The sequence below is a fragment of the Bacillus sp. PPSBB_2 genome (assembly GCF_045291115.1).
In the GTDB taxonomy this organism is placed as follows: domain Bacteria; phylum Bacillota; class Bacilli; order Bacillales; family Bacillaceae_G; genus Bacillus_A; species Bacillus_A cereus.
On record NZ_CP147983.1, the window covers coordinates 4,069,066 to 4,092,563 of the forward strand.

Genomic DNA, 23,498 nt, shown 5'->3' on the forward strand with positions numbered 1-23,498 from the left:
TAATAGCATATTACTAGGCCTGTTGCAATAGCAAATATATGAAGTTATTACTGCTCTCGCTTTATTTCCTCAAGCCATTTTTTCTCTTGTTTAGATAACTCTCTCTCATCTAACAAATCAGGTCTACGCGTATACGTTCGACGCAAAGATTCCTTATGTCGCCATTCATCAATGTTTTTATGATTCCCTGACATTAATACATCCGGTACCTTCATACCACGAAAATCAGCTGGACGTGTATAATGAGGATGCTCTAATAAACCTGTACTAAACGAATCCTCTACTTGTGAAGCATGATTTCCTAGCACACCTGGCAAGAGACGTACAACACTATCAGTAATAACCATAGAGGCTAATTCTCCGCCCGTTAATACATAGTCACCAATAGAAATCTCATCCGTTACGAGATGCTCACGAATTCGTTCGTCATACCCTTCATAATGCCCACATACGAAGATCAAATGTTCTTCCCCTGCAAGCTCTTCCGCTTTCTTCTGCGTAAATCTTTCGCCCTGCGGACACATTAAGACAACTCTAGGCTTACGCTCTGTCTCTTTCGTCAAATCTTCTACAGCATCAAAAATAGGCTGAGGAGTAAGGACCATACCAGCTCCTCCGCCGTAAGGATAATCGTCTACGCTATTATGCTTACTTGTTGTATAATCACGAAAGTTAACAACACGAAGGTTTACCGCTTCTTTTTCTTGCGCCTTCTTTAATATAGAAGATCCAAATACACCGGTAAACATGTCTGGGAACAACGTTAAAATATCAATTTTCATTATAGCAGCCCTTCCATTACATGAATGGTTACTAATTTATTTTCAATATTAACTTGAAGTACAACGTCATCGATATAAGGAATTAAGAGATCTTGACCCTTCGGGCGTTTAATTACCCAAACATCATTTGCACCAGGAGATAGAATCTCTTTGATTGTCCCTAGCGCTTCTCCTTCTTCCGTTACAACACTGCAACCAATAATTTCATGATAGTAGTATTCACCTTCAGCAAGTTCACCTAACTGCTCTTCTGGTACTTTTATTAAAGAACCTTTAAACTTCTCTACTTCATCTACATTGTTATATCCTTCAAATGTTAATAAATCGAATGTCTTATGTTGGCGATGAGAAGTTACCTTCACCGGAAGGTAGTCTGTGCCTTTCTCATTCGATATGTATAACGTGTTTCCTACTTTATATCGCTCTTCTGGAAAATCAGTACGAGAAATAACACGGATTTCCCCTCTTACGCCATGAGTATTTACAATCTTCCCTACGTTAAACCATTTTGTCATAAATAGTATGTCACCCCTGGTTTCTATATAAATTAAGCATCTCCATTTCACAGATGGAACATGCACTCTCTATTTAAATGTTAAAAAAGGGAGAGGAATAACTCCTCGCCCTTTTTTACGTTTATTGAATTTCCAGTGTTACTTTTTCATCATTATGATGTCCCACTGAATACAAGAGCATTCGAATCGCTTTCGCAACTCTCCCTTGCTTTCCAATGACTTTTCCAACATCCTCAGGATGTACAGTTAATCGATACTTTATCTCTCCGTTGCAAAGTTCCTGTGTAACTTTTACATCTTCAGGATAATCGACAAGAGGCTTGACAATCGTCTCGACTAACTTCTTCATAGTCATTGCCTCAATTACTTACCTTGTTTAGATAAGTGGAATTTCTCCATGATACCTTGGTTAGAGAATAAGTTACGAACTGTATCAGATGGTTTAGCACCATTTCCTAACCATTTTAATGCTGCTTCTTCGTTGATCTTAACTTCAGCTGGTTGAGCAACTGGATTGTAAGTTCCGATTTCCTCAATGAAACGTCCGTCACGAGGAGAACGAGAATCTGCAACAACTACACGATAGAAAGGAGTTTTTTTAGCTCCCATACGTTTTAAACGAATTTTAACTGCCATTTATAAAGCACCTCCGAATTTATTTCACACAGATAATTATATTAGCAAAAAGACTATTGCTTTGTAAAGTATTTTTTCTTAACAGAGCCATCTTTTTTTCCTTACATGAATGGAAACTTCAATCCACCTAGTCCTTTTTTCTTACCTTTTTGCATTCCCGTCATCGTCTTCATCATTTTTTTCATGTCATCGAATTGTTTAATTAGACGATTGATTTCTTGTACAGTTGTACCGCTACCTTTGGCAATGCGCTTTTTGCGACTAGCATTGATTATTTCCGGTTGTTCTCGTTCTAATTTAGTCATAGAACGAATAATTGCCTCAATATGCCCAATTTGTTTTTCATCAACTTGTGCATTTTTCAGCCCTTTAATTTTATTTGCACCAGGAAGCATTCCTAACAATTCATCAAGCGGCCCAAGTTGACGCACTTGTCCAAGTTGTTCTAGGAAATCGTCAAGCGTAAACGAAAGCGTACGCATTTTTTGCTCAAGTTCTTTCGCTTTCTCTTCATCAACTGTAGCTTGCGCTTTTTCAATCAATGTTAAGACATCGCCCATCCCTAAAATACGGGATGCCATACGCTCTGGATGGAACGCTTCAATTGCATCTAGTTTTTCACCCATACCAGCAAATTTAATCGGCGTGTTTGTTACAGCCTTAATAGATAATGCAGCACCACCGCGCGTATCACCATCTAACTTCGTTAATACAACACCTGTTAAACCTAACTGTTCATGGAAACTTTGTGCAACATTTACCGCGTCTTGTCCCGTCATCGCATCGACAACAAGGAAAATTTCATCCGGTTTCGCAACTTCTTTAACTTTCGCTAATTCATCCATTAGTTCTTCATCAATATGCAGGCGACCCGCTGTATCGATTAAAACATAATCGTGATGATCTTCTTTTGCTTTTGAAATCGCTTGTTTCGCAATTTCAACAGGACTTACTTGATCTCCTAAAGAGAATACAGGCATGTCCAATTGCTTCCCTAATGTTTCAAGCTGTTTAATCGCTGCTGGACGGTAAATATCCGCTGCAACAAGCATCGGTTTACGGTTATGCTTTTTACGAAGCAAATTCGCAAGCTTACCTGTCGTCGTTGTTTTACCCGCACCTTGCAGACCAACCATCATAATAACAGTCGGTGGCTTATTAGCAACAGCAATTTTGCTTTGCTCTCCGCCCATAAGTTCTGTAAGTTCTTCCTGTACAACTTTAATTACTTGTTGTCCAGGTGTCAAACTTTTCATTACATCTTGTCCGACAGCACGTTCAGACACACGCTTCACAAAATCTTTTACTACTTTAAAGTTAACATCTGCTTCTAAAAGAGCTAGACGAACTTCTCTCATCATTTCTTTCACATCGGCTTCAGAAACTTTTCCTTTGCCGCGGATTTTTTGCATTGTCTGTTGAAGTCGGTCGGCTAATCCTTCAAATGCCATATTGCCGCCCTCCTAATCTAATTTTTCGATAGCTTCAACAACTTGTTTCATTTCTTCATTCACATGCTCTTCTTCGCTGATTAGCTGTTTTAGCTTTGCAACAAGTCGCTGTCGCTCTTGAAACTTTTGAAGTAATACTAATTTTTCTTCATATTCTTCAAGCATCGCTTCAGTCCGTTTAATGTTATCATACACGGCTTGGCGACTTACATCAAATTCTTCCGCAATTTCACCAAGAGATAAATCATCTAGATAATAAAGCGACATATAACTTCTTTGTTTTTGCGTTAACAACGATTGATAAAAATCAAATAAATAGTTCATTCTCGTTGTTTTTTCGAGCATGTTGGATCATCCTTTGTTAAGTGATTTCCCTTTACATGAATTAGTTTACATGTAGTCCAAAAGAGTGTCAAGTTTTTTTCTTAACATCATATATTTTTTATAGAAAAAGAAGCGGAAATACCGCTCCTTTCACTTATACTTCTTCTGTTTCTACTAAGTTCGCAAATAAACCATACACATATTGTTCTGGATCAAACTGTTGCAAGTCATCCATTTGCTCTCCTAATCCAACAAACTTCACTGGTACATCCATTTCGTTACGAATCGCTAATACAATACCACCTTTAGCAGTTCCATCTAACTTCGTTAAAACAATACCAGTTACATTCGTTGCTTCACGGAATGTTTTCGCTTGGCTTAAACCGTTTTGTCCTGTTGTTGCATCAATAACAAGTAATACTTCATGAGGAGCACCTGGTACTTCACGCTCAATTACACGCTTCACCTTCTCTAATTCTTTCATTAAATTTACTTTATTTTGCAAGCGTCCTGCTGTGTCACATAGTAATACATCTACCTTACGTGCTTTCGCAGCTTGTACAGCGTCATACATAACCGCCGCTGGATCAGATCCAGATCCTTGTTTAATCACTTCTACACCAACGCGATCGCCCCATACTTCTAATTGTTCAATCGCTCCAGCACGGAATGTGTCTCCTGCCGCTAATAGGACTGACTTACCTTCTGATTTAAACTTATGCGCCAGTTTACCAATTGTCGTCGTTTTTCCTACACCATTAACACCAACAAATAAAACAACCGTTAATTGGTCCTCTTGCATATTAATTTCGTTACTAAAATCGCTGTCGCCTTTGTAAATTCCTACTAGTTTTTCTGAAATAACAGCTTGTACTTCTTTTGGATCTTGAATGTTACGACGTTGTACTTCTTCTTTCAATTGGTCAATTAATTCCATTACCGTCGCAACGCCAACGTCTGCACCGATTAAGATTTCTTCTAACTCTTCGAAAAAATCTTCGTCCACTTTACGGTAACGATACACTAAATCATTCACTTTATCCGCAAATGAATTTCTCGTTTTTTCTAATCCTTGTTTAAATTTCTCTGTAACTGTATCCGTTTGTTTTGAAATTTTTTCTTTTAGTTTTTTAAAAAAACTCATACTTTCCCATCCTTCCTATTCACTTGCAACAAGTTCTTCTCCGGCGTCTAAACGAACCGAAACAAGTTTAGATACCCCTGATTCTTGCATTGTTACACCGTACAACACATCAGACTCTTCCATTGTACCTTTTCTATGTGTAATTACAATAAACTGCGTCTCATTACTGAATTTCTTTAAATACTGTGCAAAACGAGCTACATTCGCCTCATCAAGGGCTGCCTCTACCTCATCTAGTACACAGAATGGTACTGGGCGTACTTTTAAAATACCAAATAAAAGCGCAATTGCTGTTAAAGCACGCTCTCCACCTGAAAGTAAACCTAAGTTCTGCAGTTTCTTCCCTGGCGGTTGTGCTACAATATCAATACCCGTATTTAGTAAATCCTCTGGATTAGTCATTACTAAATCCGCTCTACCGCCTCCAAATAATTCAGAGAATACCGATTGAAACTCCATTCTAATGCCTTCAAACGTAGTAGAAAAGCGTTTTTTCATTTCTTCATCCATTTCGGTAATAAGCTGGTGCAATGTCGCTTTCGCTTCTTCTAGGTCGTCTCTCTGCTCTAGTAAGAATGTATGACGCTCCGCTACACGTTCATATTCATCAATTGCCCCTAGGTTCACTGTACCTAACTCTTCTATAGATAATTTGATTAATTTTACTTTCTTACGCGCATCTTCTGCAGGCATTGTCATTGTATATTTTAGTTTTGCCGCTTCAAATGAAATCGTATATGTTTCACGTAAATGTTGTAATCTATTTTCCAACTCTACATCAAGTCGATTTATTCTCACTTCTTGATCTTTCAACATTTCAAGAATATATTTATGTTTACCTGTCGTTTCTTTCAAATTGCGCTCTAAATGTTCTACCCTCTCTTGCAACGATACACGTTGTTCACGACGAGAGCGAATTAATTCTGAAGTTTGATTACGATCATATGCTTTCTTCTCAATCATATTCGTAATTTGCTCTTCACCACTTGAATTAGATGTCATTTCTTGTTTTAAGAACGCTAAATCCTCTTTCGTTTTTACAAGTGTCGCATCCGTTTCTTCTTTTTCCTTCGTCAATCGTTCAACTTTTTCTTTTTGATTAAATAAGCGTTGTTGCTTTTCAGCTACCAAAACTTTTAACTCCGTCATTTCTTTTTGAACTTTTTCTTTCAAAGAATGTTGCTCACTTTTTTGTTTTGTTAAAGCTACAATTTTACTATCTAACTTAGTGATATCAGCTTGAAGATTCGTTAAAATCCCTTCTAACTCCTCTTTACGCCCTTGCATTTTTACTCGATCTTGTAAAAACCCTTCAATCTCTAAATCATAAATAGACAATCGATCATTAATACGATGTTCTTCTAATTCTAGACGATTAATCTCTTCTCTTAATTTCTGCTCATCTACACGATCTACTTCTACAGTTTGCCTTAGTTCGCGTATTTTCACTTCTTTTTCTTGAATCTCTTGTTTTACTGCTTTAACAAAGTTTTCTAACTTCATTGTTTTTTCTTCCATATCAGTTAACTTGCGAGTCCACTCTTCCAGTTCACGTTGGCGTCCTAATAAAGAAGATTTCGCTTGCTTTACCGCCCCACCAGTCATAGAACCGCCAGGATTCACTACATCACCTTCGATTGTTACAATGCGATAACGGTATTGCAGTTGTTTCGCCAACTCATTTGCTCCGCGTAAATCTTTCGCAACAATAACCGTACCTAATAAATTTGAAACTACATTTTCATATTTATTGTTGTACTGCACAAGTTCTGCCGCCACACCTACAAACGATGGGTGTTGATTTGCAATGCGTAATTGCTCAAATGATAAAGACCTGCTTTTAATAACAGCTTGCGGTAAAAACGTTGCACGTCCATGTTTATTTTGCTTTAAAAATGCTATCGCATTACGAGCATGCTCCTCTGTTTGTACAACAATGTGCTGCATCGCTGCACCTAGAGCAATTTCCATTGCAACTTCGTATTCTTTCGGTACCGTTAACAGTTCCGCAACAGCACCCTCGATACCTTGCAACCTATTTTCTCTAGCTTTCAATACTTCACGTACACCTTGATAGAATCCAGAATAATCTTCTTGCATCTCTTCAAGCATTTCTTTTCGAGAACGTGCCTGTTGCACAAATTGATATGCTTGATACAGTTTTGTTTCATTTTCACTATACTGCGTCTTACATTTCCCAAGCGCCGCCTCTGTCTTCTGTATGTTTGAGAGAATGCCAGCTACTTTTTCTTTCGCTTGTTCGTAACTTTCTACAAGTTTCGTCTTTTTCGCTGTAATTTCCATACGCATTTCTACATATTTCGCATTCTCTTCATCTAGACGCTCGTTTTTAGACGTTTGCTGTTTAGATTGTTCTTCAATCATAGATAATTCATTACGATGACTAGCTTGTTGATTTAAAAGCTCAATATAGTCACCTTTTAAATTCTCAATCTGTTCCTCTAAATTGTCAGCAAAAGTAGCAAGCAGTTGCTCATTATCATGCAATTTTTGCTCCAACTCTTTTACTTCATTCACAAATTGCATTAAAGCTTCTGTACTTGACTCAATCTCACCATCGTAACTTTTAGCTTTCTCTGTTAATTCAACAATTAACTGCTCAAGTTGCGCACAATGCGTCGTAGCATTTTGCTTTCTCTCTTTTAACAACTCACGCTGCCCTTCAAGTTTTTCTAGCTCTTTACTAGAAAGAAGAAGTACTTCTTGCAACGAGTCTACAGACTCATCTACCGCTTGTAATTGTCCTCGTAATTCCTCAAGCTCTTCTTCACTTTTTTGTAAATTCGTTGACATTTTAGCTTCTTCGTTTTTATTATGCCCAAACTGATTTCGAAGCGCTTCCCATTTCTCGTGCAATTCTTCAATTTCATGGACAATAAGCGCGGCTTCTACTTTCTCTAATTCTTCTTTATTCTCAAGATAATCTTTCGCAATAGAAGCTTGTCTTTCTAAAGGTTCTACTTGACTACTTAATTCATGAATTATATCTTGTACACGATTTAAGTTTTCTTGTGTTTCTGCTAATTTCCCTTCAGCTTTCTTTTTGCGAAGTTTGTATTTTAGTACGCCTGCCGCTTCTTCAAATACACCTCGACGCTCTTCTGACTTACTACTTAAAATCTCTTCCACTTTCCCCTGGCTAATAATTGAAAAAGCTTCTCTTCCCATACCAGAGTCCATAAATAAATCGATAATATCTTTCAATCTACATGATTGTTTATTAATATAAAAATCACTATCACCTGAACGAGATACACGACGTGTTACACACACCTCATTGTATTCAATTGGTAAACGTTGATCTTCATTATTTAAAGTTATTGTTACTTCAGCAACATTAACCGCTCTCCTCGTATCACTGCCTGCAAAAATAATATCCTCCATCTTTGCACCACGTAATGATTTTGCAGATTGTTCACCAAGTACCCAGCGAATTGCATCAGTAATATTACTTTTCCCGCTTCCATTAGGTCCTACTACAGAAGTTACACCTGGGACAAAATCAACAGATACACGCTCAGCAAAAGACTTAAACCCTGCTATTTCTAATCTTTTTAAAAACACGAAAGGCCTTCCTCCTATTCTCCGTCGTTATAAATGTTCTCTATACAAAAACAAGTATTATACGGATTTACCTTCTTTTTCATTATAAACAAAAAGAAAGTTTCATTCTATGCACAAGGAATCCCCCTCATTCAAAGGGGGATTCCTTATAGTTGTTCTTTTAATTTTTTCAATGCTTCTGCAGCAGCTTGTTGCTCTGCTTCTTTTTTCGACTTACCACTACCAAGACCTAAAGCTACGTTATTTAACGTAACACGTGACACAAATTCTCGATTGTGAGCTGGTCCTTTTTCTTGCAAAATTTGATACTCAACATTGCCACTGCCATCACGCTGAATCAATTCTTGCAACTGACTCTTATAATCCATCACATGAGAAAAAGCACCCTCATTAATTTTCGGATATACAATTTCTTTTAAGAATTCCCAAACTGTTTCTAGCCCTTGATCAAGATAAAGGGCACCAATAAACGCTTCAAAGACATCCGCTAATAAAGCTGGTCGTTCACGTCCACCTGTCATTTCTTCACCTTTTCCTAATAAAACAAGGCTACCAAATGACAATTCGTTCGCAAAACGAACAAGAGATGGCTCACATACAATAGCTGCACGTAGTTTTGTTAACTCTCCTTCGCTCATTGTCGGATATTTTTGAAACAGATACTGCGATACAGTCAGTTCCAATACTGCATCTCCAAGAAATTCAAGACGCTCATTATCTTCATGCGGTTTTTTTCGATGCTCATTCACATACGATGAATGCGTAAATGCTTGAATCAATAATTTTTCATCTGTAAACGTAATACCTATCTTTTCTTGAAACACTTTAAATGCTTCACGATATTTTGTTTCGTATTTTTTTTCTCTATATTTTCGGTACGGCATAGGTCCCTCCAGATATAAGCCAGAAAGCCCCGCTAAAAAACGGGACTTCACTTAAGCATTATAGATGACTCTCTATGTAAGTCACAGCATCGCCAACAGTAGCAATCTTTTCAGCATCTTCATCAGAAATTTCCATTTCGAATTCATCTTCTAATTGCATTACAAGTTCTACTACATCTAGGGAGTCTGCTCCTAAATCTTCCTTGAAGCTTGCAGCTGGTACTACCTCAGTCTCTTCTACTCCTAAACGATCAACGATGATTTTTGTTACGCGCTCTAAAACATCTGCCATTCCATTCACCTCCCCTCAAATATTATATTAAATATTGACCAAAAAAACTAGGTGAAATCGATTCTTTTATTACATTACCATACCGCCATCAACATTTAACGTTTGACCTGTAACATATTTGCTTTGATCAGAAGCAAAAAACGTTACAGCATTCGCGATATCTTTCGCTTCACCAAATTGAGCAGCTGGAATAACTTTTAACATTTCGGCTTTAATATTCTCATCTAGTACATCCGTCATATCAGTCGCAATAAAGCCCGGCGCAATTGCATTCACTGTAATATTTCGACTTGCTAACTCTTTTGCAGATGTTTTTGTTAATCCAATAACACCCGCTTTAGCAGCAACATAGTTAGCTTGTCCTGGGTTTCCTATAACACCAACAACCGAAGCGATGTTTATAATTCTACCGTGACGTTGACGCATCATATAACGAGATACTGCTTTTGTACATAAGAATACACCTTTTAAGTTTGTATTAATAACTGTATCCCATTCTTCTTCTTTCATACGCATTAATAAATTATCTTTCGTTACACCAGCATTATTTACAAGAATATCAACTTGTCCAAATGTATCTACTGTTTGTTTCACCATATTTGTAACATCATCAGCATTTGCAACATCTGCTCTTACCGCAATTGCATCAGAACCTAATTTTTTAATTTCATCTACTACTTCATTTGCTTTTTGTTCATTACCAGCATAATTTACTACTACATTTGCCCCTTGTTTCGCTAAATCAATCGCAATCGCGCGACCAATTCCACGTGAAGCGCCAGTTACTAATGCTACCTTCCCTTTTAACATCAGTTTTCTCCTCTCAAATTTGAAATGGTATCTTTTAATGTCTCTTCATCGTATATCGCATATGCTTTTACTGATGAATCAATTGACTTCATAAGTCCAGCAAGTACTTTTCCAGGTCCAATTTCAATAAATGTATCTACTCCCTGGTTCACCATATATTCAATAGACGGGTACCATAATACAGGCGAATAAAGCTGTTCGATTAACTTTTCTTGAATGTCTGCACCACGTGTAATAACTTCCGCCGTAACATTTGCAATAACAGGAATATTCGTGTCATGAATTGTAATTTCATTTAAAACACTTTGGAACTTCTCAGCTGCCGGCTTCATAAGTGAAGAATGGAATGGCCCACTTACTTTTAGTGGAATCGCTCTCTTTGCACCATTTTCTTTCGCTCTTTGAGAAGCAACCTCTACGCCTTGCTTCGTTCCAGAAATCACAATTTGCTTCGTACTATTCATATTAGCGATTTGCACTGCATATCCTTCACTTGTTACTTCTTCTGTAACTTGTTTCAGCATATGTGGGTCAGCACCTAATATAGCTGCCATTGCGCCTTCCCCGCCCGGAACAGCTTCTTCCATATATTCGCCACGTTTCCTTACAGCATATACAGCATCTTCAAAAGTTAATGCACCAGCTGCTACAAGAGCACTATATTCACCTAAACTATGACCAGCGACAAAGTCAGGTGTAATGTCATACTCTTTCAAAGCTGTCAAAATAGCAAAACTCGTTGTTAATAATGCAGGCTGCGCATTTGTTGTTAATGTAAGCTTTTCCTGCGGTCCTTCAAAAATCACTTCTGAAAGTGAATCTTCCAACACCTCATCTGCTTTTGCAAACACTTTTGCAACCTCTTTATTATTCTCTGCTAATTGTTTACCCATTCCAACTGCCTGTGAACCTTGGCCCGGAAAAAGAAATGCTATTTTTCCCATTTCAAATCCTCCTCTTATTGGAGTGACTCTTTCTCCATTACGCTTGAAATCGTAGGAATTACTTCTTTCGCTACCATTTCTCTCGTTTGACGAATCGCACTAAATATCGACTGGTCATTAGAAGAACCATGAGCCTTAATGACAGGTGCTTTTAATCCAAATAATGCAGCTCCTCCATACTCCGAATAATCCATTTTATCTTTTAATACCATAAGTTTTGGCTTTAATACCGCCGCTGCTAATTTGCTCGTAAATGAACTCATTAACTGTTCTTTCAACATAGAGAATAGCGCAAGTGCTGTTCCCTCTAATGATTTCAACGCTACATTCCCTGTAAAACCATCACATACAACAACATCTGCTACACCTTGCAATAAATCTCTTGATTCAACGTTCCCAACGAAATTAATTGGCGCATCTTTAAGCATTGCAAATACTTGCTTTGAAAGCTCGTTTCCTTTTCCATCCTCTGTTCCAACGTTTAATAGTCCAACGCGAGGATTTTCAATTCCTCTTACCTTCTCAGCATAAACAGATCCCATTACTGCATATTGATATAAATGAATTGGTTTTGCATCAACATTTGCTCCAACATCTAACATAACAAAACCTTTTCCATCTACAGTTGGCATTGTAGGCGATAAAGCTGGTCGCTCAATTCCTTCCATACGACCGACTACAAATAATCCAGCTGCCATTAAAGCTCCCGTACTACCTGCGGATATACAAGCGTCTGCTTCTCCATCCTTTACTTGTTGTGCCGCAAGCACCATTGAAGCTTGTTTTTTTCGACGAACCGCTCTTACTGGTTCCTCCGTTGATTCTATTTTTTCGTCTGTATGAAGAATAGTAATTCGTTCATCACTCGTTAAGTATTGACGAATTTCCTCTTCTTTCCCTACTAACGTAATATGTAAATCAGAATATTCCTTAATAGCTTTCATTGCCCCTAATACTACAGCCTTTGGAGCGTGATCTCCGCCCATTGCATCTATTGCGATTTTCATAAGTTGTTACCTTCCTCACTATAATTACTAGATCGATACATTTCAAAAGTGCCTGTAAAAACAAGTTCTTCTCCAACGAAGCTACGCACTTTGACAACCGTCCGTCCCTTATCATTCTCTACATCTTCAACGCGCGCTTTTGCAACAACACGCTCTCCTAATTTTACAGGGCGAATGTATCGAATGGTAGACTTTGCAGTTAAAGCTAATTCTTCATCAATAACCGCAACAGCTAGTGAGTTTGCTTGCGCAAACAGATGATGCCCACGAGCAATTTGATTTCTTTTAAATACATGTTCTATCTTTACTTCAAAGATAGAGATTGCATGTCTATCTAATTCAATATCAATAATTTCTCCAACAACCTCTTCTAACGGTAAAGATTTCACATCTTCTTCATGTTGCTTTGTAGCTACATGTTTAATTCTCTCTCTTAATTCAGGAATAGACAATTCCATACGATCAAGTCGTACTGTTTGTATACTCACTTGAAATTTTTCCGCTAAATCTTCATCCGTAATAAAAGGATTTGATTCGATTGTTTGTTGTAATAACTCTTGTCTTTCTTTTTTACTTCTTCTTTTTTTCATACCGCACCATCCATTTTTATGACTAGGTACTAACAGTAGTATATAATCATTAAAAGTAGAATGCAACAAAAACTTTTGTTGACTCCCTTTAATCGAGCTTCTCTCCTTGGAAAACACCTGTCCCATCAAGATACGTACGCAAGGCAGCATACTGATCATTATGCCAAAACGCTTCTGAATCTACTAGTATCGCCGCATCTTGCCTTGCTGTTTCTAACGCTCGATAATCATGTACCATGTCAGCAACCTTAAATTCTGGTAAGCCACTTTGCTTACTCCCAAAGAAATCTCCAGGACCTCGTAATTCTAAATCTTTTTCTGACAATACAAATCCATCATTTGTTTCAGTCATTATGCGCATTCTTTCTTTCCCTGTTTCTGATTTAGGGTCTGCTATTAATAAACAATATGATTGTTCACTACCACGGCCGACACGCCCTCTAAGCTGATGAAGCTGCGATAAACCGAAACGTTCTGCATCATAAATAACCATTACAGTCGCATTCGGTACGTTCACACCTACTTCAACAACTGTTGTCGATACAAGAATTTGTACTTTATTTTCACTAAACTGTCCCATTATCTCTTCTTTTTCCTGAGACGATAATCTCCCATGCATCAATCCAACTTGGCATTTCCCTTGGTAATGATGCGTCAGCATACTATGTAAGTCGATAGCATTTTGCACATCAAGTTTCTCAGATTCTTCAATTAAAGGACAAATAACGTATGCCTGTCTTCCTTTTTTTATCTCCTTTTCAACGAAACCGAGAACGCGATCTAACATATCATGTTTTGCCCAGTATGTTTCAATCACCTTTCTACCTGCTGGCATCTCATCGATTATCGAAACATCCATCTCTCCAAATGCAGTAATTGCAAGCGTACGCGGAATTGGTGTCGCTGTCATAAATAATACATCTGGACTTTCACCTTTCTCCCGTAAAACTCGGCGCTGCGCTACACCAAATCGATGCTGTTCATCTGTAATAACGAGACCCAACCTATGAAATATAACTTCATCTTGAATTAAGGCATGCGTTCCAACAAGAATATCTATTTCTCCTTGTTCTAACTTCGCTAAAATTTCTCGACGTCTCGCCCCTTTAACAGAACTTGTTAACAGTTCCACCTTCATACCAAAATGCGAAAACGTTTCAGCAAGCGACTGATAATGTTGCTCAGCTAAAATTTCTGTAGGAACCATTAAAGCACCTTGATAATGGGCTAATTTCGATGCATAAAGGCCAATCGCAGCAACAACTGTTTTCCCAGAACCAACGTCACCTTGCAATAGTCGGTTCATCCGATAAGGAGATGTCATATCTTTCAAAATTTCATCTACAACTCGGCGCTGCGCACCCGTTAATGGAAACGGCAGTGCATCGATAAATTCTTGTAATTCTACTGACGGAATCTCTTTCTTCGTCCCTTTTGAATTTTCCCTCTCCATTTTCCGGAGCGTTTGCATTTTCAGCTGAAATAAGAAAAATTCTTCATATACAAAACGGCGACGCGCTTGCTTCAAATCTTCCTGTCCTACCGGAAAATGCAATGCCCTGAGCGCTTCATATCTTGGTAATAATTTATATCGCCCTAACAAACCATCCGGTAACACTTCGACTATAGAATCTCCATATTCCTTTAACGCTTGAGCAATAAAACGACGCATCTGTTTTACTGTAAGTTTCCCCTTTACTGAATAAACAGGTTCCACTTCTTGTTGACGTACAACCGGTCCAAAATGAAGTTCTGATACAGCAATTGTTTGACGATGTTGATCCCATTTACCAGTAATCGTTATCGTTTCATCTAACTTTAATTTTTGCTTATAGTAAGGCCTATTAAAACATACCGCCGTAATTAAATAACGACCGACGAGAACACGAACTGTTAAACGCGATTTCTTCTTACCATAATATTGCAGCAAAGGAGCACTATGAACCTTCCCTTCAACCGTTACACGTTCATCATGCTTTACTTCAGCAAGATCTTTCATCGCATAATCTTCATAACGGTACGGAAAATGTTCTAATAGATGAGAAACTGTATAAATACCCATCTCATGTAGTAACTCAGATGTTTCTCCTCCGATCCCCTTTACATCCGTAACAGGAACTTGTACAACATCATTCAAGATTCTCACACCCCGTCACATTATTTTCTTTATTGCATTTTGTTTGAGTACCAATTAGCATCTGTAATCGCTCTCTTTCACCTTATATATTCTATCATAGGCATTCTAAGAGAAACTACTCAAATCCCTTATATAAAACAAGTAAAAAAGAGCCTCACTATTAGCAGCAAGGCTCTTTTCTCTCTTCAATATGCTAGCCTTTTGAATAAAAACTAGTAATAAACTTCATATTACTACTTCTTATTCATTAGCAAGTAAGTAATCCATTTATTTTCAAAACGAATCTTATCTTATTCTACAGAGAAGATGAAAGAATACACTGGTTGGTTTCCAGCATGTACTTCTACTTCTGCATCTTCAAATTTCTCTTCTACAAATTCAACTAACTCCGCTACTTCTTCGTCAGTTGCATCTTCCCCTTGTAGAATCGTTACGATTTCAGAATCTTCATCAATAAGCGCTTCTAGTAATTGCTTCGCAGCTCCTACTTTTTCAGCATTTGTAGATACAATTTTCCCATCTGCAATACACATGAAATCATCTTTTTGAATTGCTACACCATCAATTTCCGTATCACGTACAGCATACGTAATTTGACCTGTTTTCACATGAGATAAAGCTTCTTGCATGTTTTCTTCATTCTCTTCTAACGTTCCAACTGGGTTAAATGCTAACATTGCTGCCATACCTTGAGGAACTGTTTTCGAACGAACAACAATAACTTCTTGATCTACAACTGATGCCGCTTGTTCTGCTGCCATTACAATATTTCCGTTATTCGGTAAAATAATGATTTTTTCAGCATTTGCTTCTTCAATTGCCTTCACGATATCCTCCGTACTTGGATTCATCGTTTGACCACCTTCGATAACTTTCGTTGCGCCGATGCTCTCAAATAAAGTTTTAATACCAGAACCCATAGCTACAGTTACGATACCATATGGTTGTTTTTCCTTCGATTGAGCTGGTTGCTCAGGAACCATAGTAGGTTCATCTAACAAAGCAGTATGCTGTTCACGCATATTTTCTACTTTAATCTTAATTAAACTACCGTATTTTTGCCCGTAGTTCATAGCGTCTCCAGGATGTTCTGCATGGATATGAACCTTTACAATTTCATCATCAGACACAACTAGTAGAGAATCACCATATACACTAATATCTTCACGGAATTTTTGTTCAGAGAAATTATGCTCTTTCACCTTTTCAGCCTCTAATTTCACCATGAACTCCGTACAATATCCATACTTAATATCTTCTGTACTCAATTGGCTTTGTACACTACGGTGATGTTCTGCGCGTACCATTTCATTCATAGATGGTTGCGTCGGTGCATCAGAAGAAATCGTTTCTCCTTTTAAGTCAGCTAAAAATCCTTCGTATACCACTACAAGACCTTTACCACCGCTATCTACAACGCCAACTTGTTTTAATACAGGTAATAAATCTGGCGTACGATTTAACGATGCGTTTGCTTCTTTCACAACGTCTTCCATAAACAAAACAAAGTCGCGCTGTTTTTTCGCAACTGTTACTGCATATTTACCCGTTTCTCTTGCAACCGTTAAAATCGTTCCTTCAATCGGTTTCATAACCGCTTTATAAGCCGCCTCTACTCCAGCTTCTAGTGCTGCAGCAAAATCAACTGTTGTTAATTCTTCTTTTTGTTCAATGGATTTAGAGAAACCACGGAACAACTGAGATAAAATAACTCCAGAGTTACCACGAGCTCCCATTAATAATCCTTTGGCTAAACTTACGCCGACTTTACCAGCATGCTGTGAAGGATTTGCTTTCACTTCACGCGCACCTGAAGTCATAGATAAGTTCATGTTTGTACCGGTATCGCCATCTGGAACTGGAAATACGTTTAATGCATCAACAAGCTGAACATTATTTGTTAAATTATTCGCTCCTTGCATGATCATTTGTGATAAACGTTTTCCATCAATTTTTTGAATTGACACAGATTTTCCTCCTTAATGCACATTACAAGTTTATTACTTTAACTCCTTGTACGTAGATGTTTACAGAATCTACTGCTAGTCCTACAGTTTGATCTAATGTATATTTCACTTTCGTCTGCACATTATGTGCCACTTCTGAAATTTTCGTACCATAGCTCACAATAATATACATATCAATATGTACTTCATCTTCATCTTTACGAACAATAACACCTCTAGTGAAGTTTTCTTTTCGTAAAATGTCTGTTAATCCATCTTTTAACTGATTTTTTGATGCCATACCTACGATACCGTAGCAATCTACCGCGGCACCTCCAGCAATTGTTGCAATTACATCTGTACTAATATCAATTTGACCGTACTTCGTTTTAATTTCAATTGACATCTCGTTTCCCCCTTCATAAATGGTGAAAGTGAGCTAGACTACTTTAGTTACTATCATATAATCTTTTTAAAGAAAATTCCATCGTTCTTTCTTTTCACTCTCATATTTTATGTTTTAAATTACACTTTTTTATGATGAGCAAAATAGTCCATTGTTATTATACAACATGTACCACTATAATATGTCAAGCAATTTTTATGGATTTCAACTTTTCTTCATTGACATATAGTGTCAAGTAAATTTTCTTGATTTCTTTTTTCTACGGTGTTGCATTCTCTTTTTAGTTGTGTTAAATTATAGTAGTGTTTTTAGCATCGCATAAAAGACTAACATTGAAAAATTACGTATGGTAAGGTATCAAGGGAGGGAAATATAAATGGCTCGTGTTTGTGCTATTACTGGAAGAAAAGCTCGTTCTGGTAACTCTCGTTCTCACGCAATGAACGCTACAAAACGTAAGTGGGGCGCTAACCTTCAAAAAGTTCGCGTACGCATCGACGGAAAAGTTCAACGTGTTTACGTTTCTGCTAGAGCATTAAAATCTGGCAAAATCGAACGTGTTTAATAATAAAAAAAAGAGCCTATCGGCTCTTTTTTTACTATAACAATGGAAAAAGCACCGGTGATAGGTGCTTTTTTTAATCTTTTTTGAAGGTATTTAACATTGCACGAACAATTCCACCAAGAAATTTAGGTAACTTAATTGTATAAAATCTCATGGTTTCCCTCCTAATCCCCATTACTCCACTTGGTCACTATATGATGTAAGGAGCAAAATTGTTTCTTCAATCAGTGCTTCTTATCAACATTAATATGCCAGAAGTAAATGAAAAAGTACCTTTTTCCTTAACGAGTTCGTTACTAATACAAAGTGTTGATCCCCACTCTATTGTTTTATTAGTAAGCGGGTACTTAAAACCAAACAATGTAATCCCTTCCACTATTTCAGTAACTGGTACAAAAGATACATAAGGAAATTTTTTATTTTCTTCAATTATATGTGTACCCACTTTTTTAACTGTTATTTCATTTTTATTGTCCACAATACACATTTCTATCTCTACTTCTAACCCTTTTAAAAGCATCTGTATATTTGCCAAACCGTGATCAAGCCTGCCACCGGTAGCACCAAAAATACGAATTAGTACCGGTTTCTGTCCTAATGCCCAGTTAATTGCAATTTCTAAATCCGTTTGATCTTTTTCTCGCGGAACAATATGTAATTCGTTCGTTTGCTGTCCCATCCATACTAATTCTTCTTCAGTAACTGAATCGTAATCTCCAAACGCAACAGCCGGTGTAATCCCTTTCTTTAATAGACGGTATACTCCCCTATCAACCGCTGCCCACACTACTTCCTCATTCTCATATTGAGCAAAATCTGCGCAATATTCCGAAGGTCCTCCTGCCAAAATATGAATAATCATTTTTTCTTCCCCTTCCATTGTAAAAAGGCAATCTGCCATTCGGTAGATTGCCTTTTTACATATTTTTACCCTATCCTATAAATACCTTACTAGGATAAAAGTTCATCACTACCCACGAATTACGCGAATTGCTTCACCGCGGTCTTTTTGATTGTATACTGCTGACCCAGCTACAAGTACATTTGCTCCTGCTTCCACACAAAGCCTTGCTGTTTCAGCATTTACACCACCATCAACTTCAATTTCTACTTCTAGATTGCGCTCTTTCACCATTTCTGCAACTTGTTTAATTTTCGGTAATACAGAATGGATAAACTTCTGTCCACCAAATCCAGGGTTTACTGTCATAAGTAATACCATATCTATATCTTCTAATACATGCTCAATCACTGAAACTGGCGTATGTGGATTTAATACAACGCCCGCTTTAATACCATGAGATTTAATTAACTGAATTGTACGATGTAGATGTGGACACGCCTCTACGTGAACAGTAATAATATCCGCTCCCGCTTGTGCGAAAGTCGGGATATAGTTGTCAGGATTTTCAATCATTAAATGTACATCTAATGGTAATGATGTAATTGGACGGATAGCTTCTACAATTAATGGTCCAATCGTAATATTTGGTACGAAATGTCCATCCATTACGTCAACGTGAATGTAATCCGCTCCGCCCTTTTCTACATCTTTAATCTCTTCCCCTAATTTTGAAAAATCTGCTGATAAAATCGATGGTGCAATTTTAATCATAACTAATACCTCGGCTTTCTCTCTCTAATTTCTTCTACGAATTGTTTATAGTTCTTATAGCGATATTCTGTAATCTTCCCTTCTTCAACCGCAGCTTTCACAGCACATTTCGGTTCAGAAAGATGTGTACACCCTCTAAATTTACAGTATTGGCTCGCTTCTTTCAACTCTGGAAAACAATATGTAAGATCTTCTACTTCTATATCAATGAAATCTAGTGAACTAAAACCCGGTGTATCTGCTACTAGTCCACTCCCAATTGCAATTAATTCTACGTGTCTTGTTGTATGCTTCCCGCGTCCTAAATGGGAGGAAATATCATTTGTTTTCAGCTCTAATTCTGGACGTAGCACATTAAGCATTGAGGATTTCCCAACACCAGATTGACCCGCAACGACAGAAACACAATTTTCTAAGTATGGTTTTAATATATCAATACTTTCTGACGTATTAATAGAAGTAAATAAAACATCATAACCCATCTCACGATAATCATTCGCATATGCTTCAACAGTTGCTTTCATCTTTTCATCTACTAAATCCATCTTGCTAATACAAATAATTGGCTTAATGTTATGATATTCAATCAGCACTAAAAATCGATCTAACAGTCCAGGATTAAAATCTGGTTCTACTGCAGAGAACACAAGGATCGCTTGATCGACATTAGCAATAGGAGGTCTAACAAGTTCATTTTTTCGATCAAACACTTCAAGCACATAACCTTCAGTTGGATTATCTGCCTGAAAAACAACTTGGTCTCCTACAAGTGGTGTAATTTTATTTTTTCTAAATACACCTCGCCCACGACATTGCGTAACCCCTTCTTCATGCTGCACGTAATAAAACCCACTTAAAGCTTTTATAATTTTTCCTTCTGGCATAGAATTCTCCTTTTTTGTATAAGGTGATGCTGAATTTAAAAATGAATGGATTTAAATTTTCCAAATAACGATTTCAAAACCTACCATATATACTTTCGCTAATATACATTAAATTTCCCATTAAATGCAAAAAAATATTTACAGCTGCATCACTTTACTAGCTTTTTGAATCATATATTTTTGCCTGCTATACCGTCCACTTTGTAGACAGCATAACAGGCAATAATAATAAGTAGACTTTCACTATTATTGAGTTGGATATGGTACTTCTTTATCAATAATCGTTACTCCATCTCGTACAATTTTATAGTGTCCCTTTGAACCTTCTTGAATTACAAATTCTAAAGAAATAGTCGCTGATTCAGTAATTGTTCTCGTTTCAACCGGTCTATCCATTTTTTGCTGCATGTCTTCTTTATAAATTTCTATTGTTTGCGGCTTTTTTTCACCTGTTACAGCAGGCTCATACGGGATAGAGATATTGTCCAATTTTACCGTTTTAGTCACTTTAGGCTTTTGACCATCAGAGATAATAATAGTTACTTTATCTCCCTCTTTTAATGGTGTACCTGGTTTTGGAAATTGCGAAATTACAAGTCCTTTTTCGACTGTATCTGAATACTCTCGTTTTATATCTGACGTTAGTTTTCTCTCATTCAAATAACCAGTTACACTATTTTCAGTCCACCCCGAAAAGTCACCTGGTCTAATTTGATAAGGACCTTTACTTACCCAGATTTTCAGTTCTTGCTCCGCTTCTATAACCATTTGATCAGGCGTCGGAATTTGCTCTACAATTTCACCTTTCGGCTTATCATTTTCAATATAATTTACTGTAACTTGTTTATATTTTTCTTCTAACTCAGCTTTTACACTCTCAAAGTTTTGCCCTGTGAAATTCGCCATCTTACTTTTCTGTTTTCCACCTGATTGATAGATAGTAATTTTAGCGTTTTCTTTTACGACTCTTCCTGCTACAGGGTCCGTTTTTATTACATCCCCAACTTCAACATCATCTGTATATACAATATTAGGCTCGGTCACCTCAAAGCCCTTTTCTACTAATGTATTTACAGCTGTCGTGTATTTCATACCAGCCACATCAGGAACTTTCACATCTTTCGGAATAAATAATCCTGGAATAACCGTAAGCGCTAATGTTATTCCTATTGCTAAAAATAAAAATGTTGAAATTAAAACTTTAAGCCACTTGTTACTCCGTTTTTTCTTCTTATCTAACTCAGCTGCTTCTGCTCTTATCGGTTCTTCCACCTTACTCCCTTTTAAAACAATCGTTTCATCACTTACATTTTCAAATAATTGTTCTTGTTGAATAATCGGAATCGCTTTCGTCGCTTCCATATCTTCTGGTATGTAAAACGGTTGCTCATTTATCCTCTCTGGATATAGCGCAGTTTCAATATCTCGCTTCATCGCATTGGCAGATTGATATCGATGGAACGGATCTTTTGCAGTTGCTTTTAATATAATATTTTCAACACTTTGCGGAATATTTTCATTCCATCTTTTTGGTGATGGGATTTCACTTTGTAAATGTTTTAAAGCTATAGCAACAGCAGATTCGCCAGAAAACGGTTGTCTTCCTGTTAACAATTCAAACATAACTATCCCAAGAGAATAGATATCTGATTGTTTATTTGCTATCCCGCCACGTGCCTGTTCTGGTGATAAATAATGGACTGAACCGAGCACTGAATTTGTATGTGTAATTGTTGTTGCACTTGTAGCTGTCGCAATTCCAAAATCTGTTACTTTTATTATTCCATCAGCTCGAATTAAAATATTGTGCGGCTTTATATCACGATGCACAATTTCAAAATGATGGGCGTGTGCCATAGCGGATGTTAACTGCTCCATAATATCAAGAGCTTCTCCTATAGGTAACATCCCTCGCTCAATTATGTATTGCTTCAATGTTTGCCCTGGTACATATTCCATGACAAGATAGTATATACCATCTTCTTCTCCGACATCATACATATTCACAATATTTGGATGCGACAACGTTGTAACAGACTGCGCTTCTCGATGGAAACGTTTAATAAACTCTTCGTTATTTGAGTAGTCGAGTCTTAATATTTTTACCGCTACATCCCGGCCAAGTATATCATCATGAGCTAAATATACATTGGCCATTCCGCCACCACCAATCATTTTCAGCAGCTTATAACGGTCATTTAAGCGTTTTCCAATCAGCACGTTGCACTTCACCTACTTTCGTTTGTCGAACCCGCATAATCAATAAGAACAAGTGTGATATTATCTTCTCCACCGCGATCATTTGCCAATTGAATGAGACACTGCCCTTTACCTTCAAGCTGTTCATTTAACTGTAAAATTTGTCGCATATCATCAATAGAAACTTTGTTTGATAACCCATCAGAGCAAAGAAGTAATTGATCATCTTCCTCAATCACCAACGTTTTAACATCTAACCCAACTTTTTCTTCTGTTCCTAATGCTCTTAATAACACATTCTTTTTCGGATGATACTCTGCGTCTTCCTTCGAAATTTCACCATGTTTCACAAGCTCATTTACAAGTGAATGATCTTCCGTTACTAGCGTCATTTCTCCTTCTGATACCATATAGCAACGACTATCTCCTATATGCCCTATTGTCACAAAGCTTGGTGTACAAACAGCTATTATAAGCGTTGTTCCCATACCATTACATTCTGCATTTTGCTGAGCATATTCATATATACGCTCATTAATAATCCCAACACTAGTATGTAACCATTGTTCTACTTTTTTCGGCTCATTCATATTATGTGTTTGCTTCCAATAATCATGGAATAATTGAATGGCCATCGAGCTAGCTACATCACCAGCTCGATGACCTCCCATTCCATCTGCTACTACCGCTAATACATTTCCATCTAAATTGTGAAAAACTCCTGCACTATCTTCATTATGTTGACGAACTTTTCCTTTATCCGATAGAAATACGGCTTTCAT

The 23,498-nt window shown here is 37.3% G+C and carries 24 protein-coding genes; 1 reads left to right on the forward strand and 23 read right to left on the reverse strand.

Translation table 11 applies throughout. The annotated features are described in order from the left end of the window. Positions 1–47: 47 nt before the first annotated feature. From trmD to V6946_RS20315, 17 genes are all read right to left on the reverse strand, one after another. Complete coding sequence (trmD, locus tag V6946_RS20235; protein ID WP_000686903.1) at positions 48–782, reverse strand: tRNA (guanosine(37)-N1)-methyltransferase TrmD; 735 nt, start codon at positions 780–782, stop codon at positions 48–50. Further along, positions 782–1,297, reverse strand: a complete 516-nt coding sequence (rimM, locus tag V6946_RS20240) for a ribosome maturation factor RimM (RefSeq protein ID WP_000170278.1) — start codon at positions 1,295–1,297, stop codon at positions 782–784. Before rimM ends, trmD begins: the two co-directional genes overlap by 1 nt. A 121-nt stretch (positions 1,298–1,418) precedes the next feature. After that, positions 1,419–1,646, reverse strand: coding sequence for a KH domain-containing protein (locus V6946_RS20245; protein WP_000737401.1), 228 nt, complete (start codon positions 1,644–1,646; stop codon positions 1,419–1,421). A 14-nt stretch (positions 1,647–1,660) separates the two neighbouring features. Continuing rightward, positions 1,661–1,933 (reverse strand): 30S ribosomal protein S16, encoded by a 273-nt coding sequence (gene rpsP, locus V6946_RS20250; RefSeq protein ID WP_000268750.1) that lies wholly within the window; start codon positions 1,931–1,933, stop codon positions 1,661–1,663. 101 nt (positions 1,934–2,034) lie between these two features. Beyond that, complete coding sequence (gene ffh / locus V6946_RS20255; RefSeq protein ID WP_075717459.1) at positions 2,035–3,384, reverse strand: signal recognition particle protein; 1,350 nt, start codon at positions 3,382–3,384, stop codon at positions 2,035–2,037. Positions 3,385–3,396: 12 nt separating this feature from the next. Further along, entirely contained in the window at positions 3,397–3,729 is a 333-nt protein-coding gene (locus V6946_RS20260) for a putative DNA-binding protein (protein WP_000891062.1), read from the reverse strand. A gap of 133 nt (positions 3,730–3,862) precedes the next feature. Beyond that, positions 3,863–4,852, reverse strand: a complete 990-nt coding sequence (ftsY, locus tag V6946_RS20265; RefSeq protein WP_000007655.1) for a signal recognition particle-docking protein FtsY — start codon at positions 4,850–4,852, stop codon at positions 3,863–3,865. Between the two features lie 15 nt (positions 4,853–4,867). Beyond that, a complete protein-coding gene (gene smc, locus V6946_RS20270) occupies positions 4,868–8,437 on the reverse strand; it encodes a chromosome segregation protein SMC (protein WP_006928340.1) in 3,570 nt (1,189 codons plus the stop codon). A gap of 146 nt (positions 8,438–8,583) precedes the next feature. Beyond that, a complete protein-coding gene (gene rncS, locus V6946_RS20275) occupies positions 8,584–9,321 on the reverse strand; it encodes a ribonuclease III (protein ID WP_001146875.1) in 738 nt (245 codons plus the stop codon). A gap of 58 nt (positions 9,322–9,379) precedes the next feature. Further along, positions 9,380–9,613 carry an acyl carrier protein gene (gene acpP / locus V6946_RS20280; protein ID WP_000786062.1) on the reverse strand — a complete coding sequence of 78 codons (234 nt, stop codon included), beginning with the start codon at positions 9,611–9,613 and terminating at the stop codon, positions 9,380–9,382. 69 nt (positions 9,614–9,682) lie between these two features. After that, entirely contained in the window at positions 9,683–10,423 is a 741-nt protein-coding gene (fabG, locus tag V6946_RS20285) for a 3-oxoacyl-[acyl-carrier-protein] reductase (RefSeq protein ID WP_000911773.1), read from the reverse strand. After that, complete coding sequence (fabD, locus tag V6946_RS20290; protein WP_000515899.1) at positions 10,423–11,367, reverse strand: ACP S-malonyltransferase; 945 nt, start codon at positions 11,365–11,367, stop codon at positions 10,423–10,425. The genes fabG and fabD overlap by 1 nt, the downstream gene beginning before the upstream one ends. Positions 11,368–11,381: 14 nt before the next feature. After that, a complete protein-coding gene (gene plsX, locus V6946_RS20295) occupies positions 11,382–12,374 on the reverse strand; it encodes a phosphate acyltransferase PlsX (protein WP_000684100.1) in 993 nt (330 codons plus the stop codon). Further along, positions 12,371–12,964 (reverse strand): transcription factor FapR, encoded by a 594-nt coding sequence (fapR, locus tag V6946_RS20300; protein ID WP_000747348.1) that lies wholly within the window; start codon positions 12,962–12,964, stop codon positions 12,371–12,373. The genes plsX and fapR overlap by 4 nt, the downstream gene beginning before the upstream one ends. Positions 12,965–13,052: 88 nt before the next feature. After that, positions 13,053–15,101, reverse strand: a complete 2,049-nt coding sequence (recG, locus tag V6946_RS20305; RefSeq protein WP_006928337.1) for an ATP-dependent DNA helicase RecG — start codon at positions 15,099–15,101, stop codon at positions 13,053–13,055. A 290-nt stretch (positions 15,102–15,391) separates the two neighbouring features. Beyond that, positions 15,392–17,068: a DAK2 domain-containing protein gene (locus V6946_RS20310; protein WP_000027129.1), complete on the reverse strand. Its 1,677-nt coding sequence runs from the start codon at positions 17,066–17,068 to the stop codon at positions 15,392–15,394. 22 nt (positions 17,069–17,090) lie between these two features. Continuing rightward, positions 17,091–17,453: an Asp23/Gls24 family envelope stress response protein gene (locus V6946_RS20315; protein ID WP_000021109.1), complete on the reverse strand. Its 363-nt coding sequence runs from the start codon at positions 17,451–17,453 to the stop codon at positions 17,091–17,093. A 376-nt stretch (positions 17,454–17,829) separates the two neighbouring features. On the opposite strand from V6946_RS20315, the gene rpmB reads away from it, so the two are divergent. Beyond that, the gene (gene rpmB, locus V6946_RS20320) at positions 17,830–18,018 is read left to right on the forward strand and encodes a 50S ribosomal protein L28 (RefSeq protein WP_000124776.1); all 189 of its coding nucleotides are present in this window, start codon (positions 17,830–17,832) and stop codon (positions 18,016–18,018) included. Positions 18,019–18,091: 73 nt separating this feature from the next. Here rpmB and spoVM read toward each other — a convergent pair whose 3' ends face one another. The 6 genes from spoVM to V6946_RS20350 form a co-directional block, all read right to left on the reverse strand. Further along, on the reverse strand, positions 18,092–18,172 hold the full coding sequence (spoVM, locus tag V6946_RS20325; RefSeq protein ID WP_001213599.1) for a stage V sporulation protein SpoVM: 81 nt from the start codon (positions 18,170–18,172) through the stop codon (positions 18,092–18,094). 66 nt (positions 18,173–18,238) lie between these two features. After that, positions 18,239–18,919 (reverse strand): thiamine diphosphokinase, encoded by a 681-nt coding sequence (locus V6946_RS20330; protein ID WP_033692901.1) that lies wholly within the window; start codon positions 18,917–18,919, stop codon positions 18,239–18,241. 69 nt (positions 18,920–18,988) lie between these two features. Then, positions 18,989–19,633 (reverse strand): ribulose-phosphate 3-epimerase, encoded by a 645-nt coding sequence (gene rpe / locus V6946_RS20335; RefSeq protein ID WP_006928335.1) that lies wholly within the window; start codon positions 19,631–19,633, stop codon positions 18,989–18,991. A gap of 2 nt (positions 19,634–19,635) precedes the next feature. After that, the gene (gene rsgA, locus V6946_RS20340) at positions 19,636–20,517 is read right to left on the reverse strand and encodes a ribosome small subunit-dependent GTPase A (RefSeq protein ID WP_001113932.1); all 882 of its coding nucleotides are present in this window, start codon (positions 20,515–20,517) and stop codon (positions 19,636–19,638) included. 246 nt (positions 20,518–20,763) lie between these two features. Continuing rightward, positions 20,764–22,737, reverse strand: a complete 1,974-nt coding sequence (gene pknB / locus V6946_RS20345; protein WP_366981313.1) for a Stk1 family PASTA domain-containing Ser/Thr kinase — start codon at positions 22,735–22,737, stop codon at positions 20,764–20,766. 8 nt (positions 22,738–22,745) lie between these two features. Beyond that, complete coding sequence (locus V6946_RS20350; protein ID WP_000648703.1) at positions 22,746–23,498, reverse strand: Stp1/IreP family PP2C-type Ser/Thr phosphatase; 753 nt, start codon at positions 23,496–23,498, stop codon at positions 22,746–22,748.

Bases quoted from the DNA above. Each gene is read 5' to 3' on its own strand.
- V6946_RS20245 (WP_000737401.1), bottom strand. From the start codon at position 1,646: ATGAAGAAGTTAGTCGAGACGATTGTCAAGCCTCTTGTCGATTATCCT.
- acpP (WP_000786062.1), bottom strand. From the start codon at position 9,613: ATGGCAGATGTTTTAGAGCGCGTAACAAAAATCATCGTTGATCGTTTA.
- V6946_RS20315 (WP_000021109.1), bottom strand. From the start codon at position 17,453: ATGTCAATTGAAATTAAAACGAAGTACGGTCAAATTGATATTAGTACA.
- rimM (WP_000170278.1), bottom strand. From the start codon at position 1,297: ATGACAAAATGGTTTAACGTAGGGAAGATTGTAAATACTCATGGCGTA.
- rsgA (WP_001113932.1), bottom strand. From the start codon at position 20,517: ATGCCAGAAGGAAAAATTATAAAAGCTTTAAGTGGGTTTTATTACGTG.
- fapR (WP_000747348.1), bottom strand. From the start codon at position 12,964: ATGAAAAAAAGAAGAAGTAAAAAAGAAAGACAAGAGTTATTACAACAA.
- plsX (WP_000684100.1), bottom strand. From the start codon at position 12,374: ATGAAAATCGCAATAGATGCAATGGGCGGAGATCACGCTCCAAAGGCT.
- V6946_RS20330 (WP_033692901.1), bottom strand. From the start codon at position 18,919: ATGGCAGATTGCCTTTTTACAATGGAAGGGGAAGAAAAAATGATTATT.
- ftsY (WP_000007655.1), bottom strand. From the start codon at position 4,852: ATGAGTTTTTTTAAAAAACTAAAAGAAAAAATTTCAAAACAAACGGAT.
- rpmB (WP_000124776.1), top strand. From the start codon at position 17,830: ATGGCTCGTGTTTGTGCTATTACTGGAAGAAAAGCTCGTTCTGGTAAC.
- rncS (WP_001146875.1), bottom strand. From the start codon at position 9,321: ATGCCGTACCGAAAATATAGAGAAAAAAAATACGAAACAAAATATCGT.
- spoVM (WP_001213599.1), bottom strand. From the start codon at position 18,172: ATGAGATTTTATACAATTAAGTTACCTAAATTTCTTGGTGGAATTGTT.
- rpsP (WP_000268750.1), bottom strand. From the start codon at position 1,933: ATGGCAGTTAAAATTCGTTTAAAACGTATGGGAGCTAAAAAAACTCCT.
- rpe (WP_006928335.1), bottom strand. From the start codon at position 19,633: ATGATTAAAATTGCACCATCGATTTTATCAGCAGATTTTTCAAAATTA.
- ffh (WP_075717459.1), bottom strand. From the start codon at position 3,384: ATGGCATTTGAAGGATTAGCCGACCGACTTCAACAGACAATGCAAAAA.
- V6946_RS20350 (WP_000648703.1), bottom strand. From the start codon at position 23,498: ATGAAAGCCGTATTTCTATCGGATAAAGGAAAAGTTCGTCAACATAAT.
- trmD (WP_000686903.1), bottom strand. From the start codon at position 782: ATGAAAATTGATATTTTAACGTTGTTCCCAGACATGTTTACCGGTGTA.
- V6946_RS20260 (WP_000891062.1), bottom strand. From the start codon at position 3,729: ATGCTCGAAAAAACAACGAGAATGAACTATTTATTTGATTTTTATCAA.
- fabG (WP_000911773.1), bottom strand. From the start codon at position 10,423: ATGTTAAAAGGGAAGGTAGCATTAGTAACTGGCGCTTCACGTGGAATT.
- fabD (WP_000515899.1), bottom strand. From the start codon at position 11,367: ATGGGAAAAATAGCATTTCTTTTTCCGGGCCAAGGTTCACAGGCAGTT.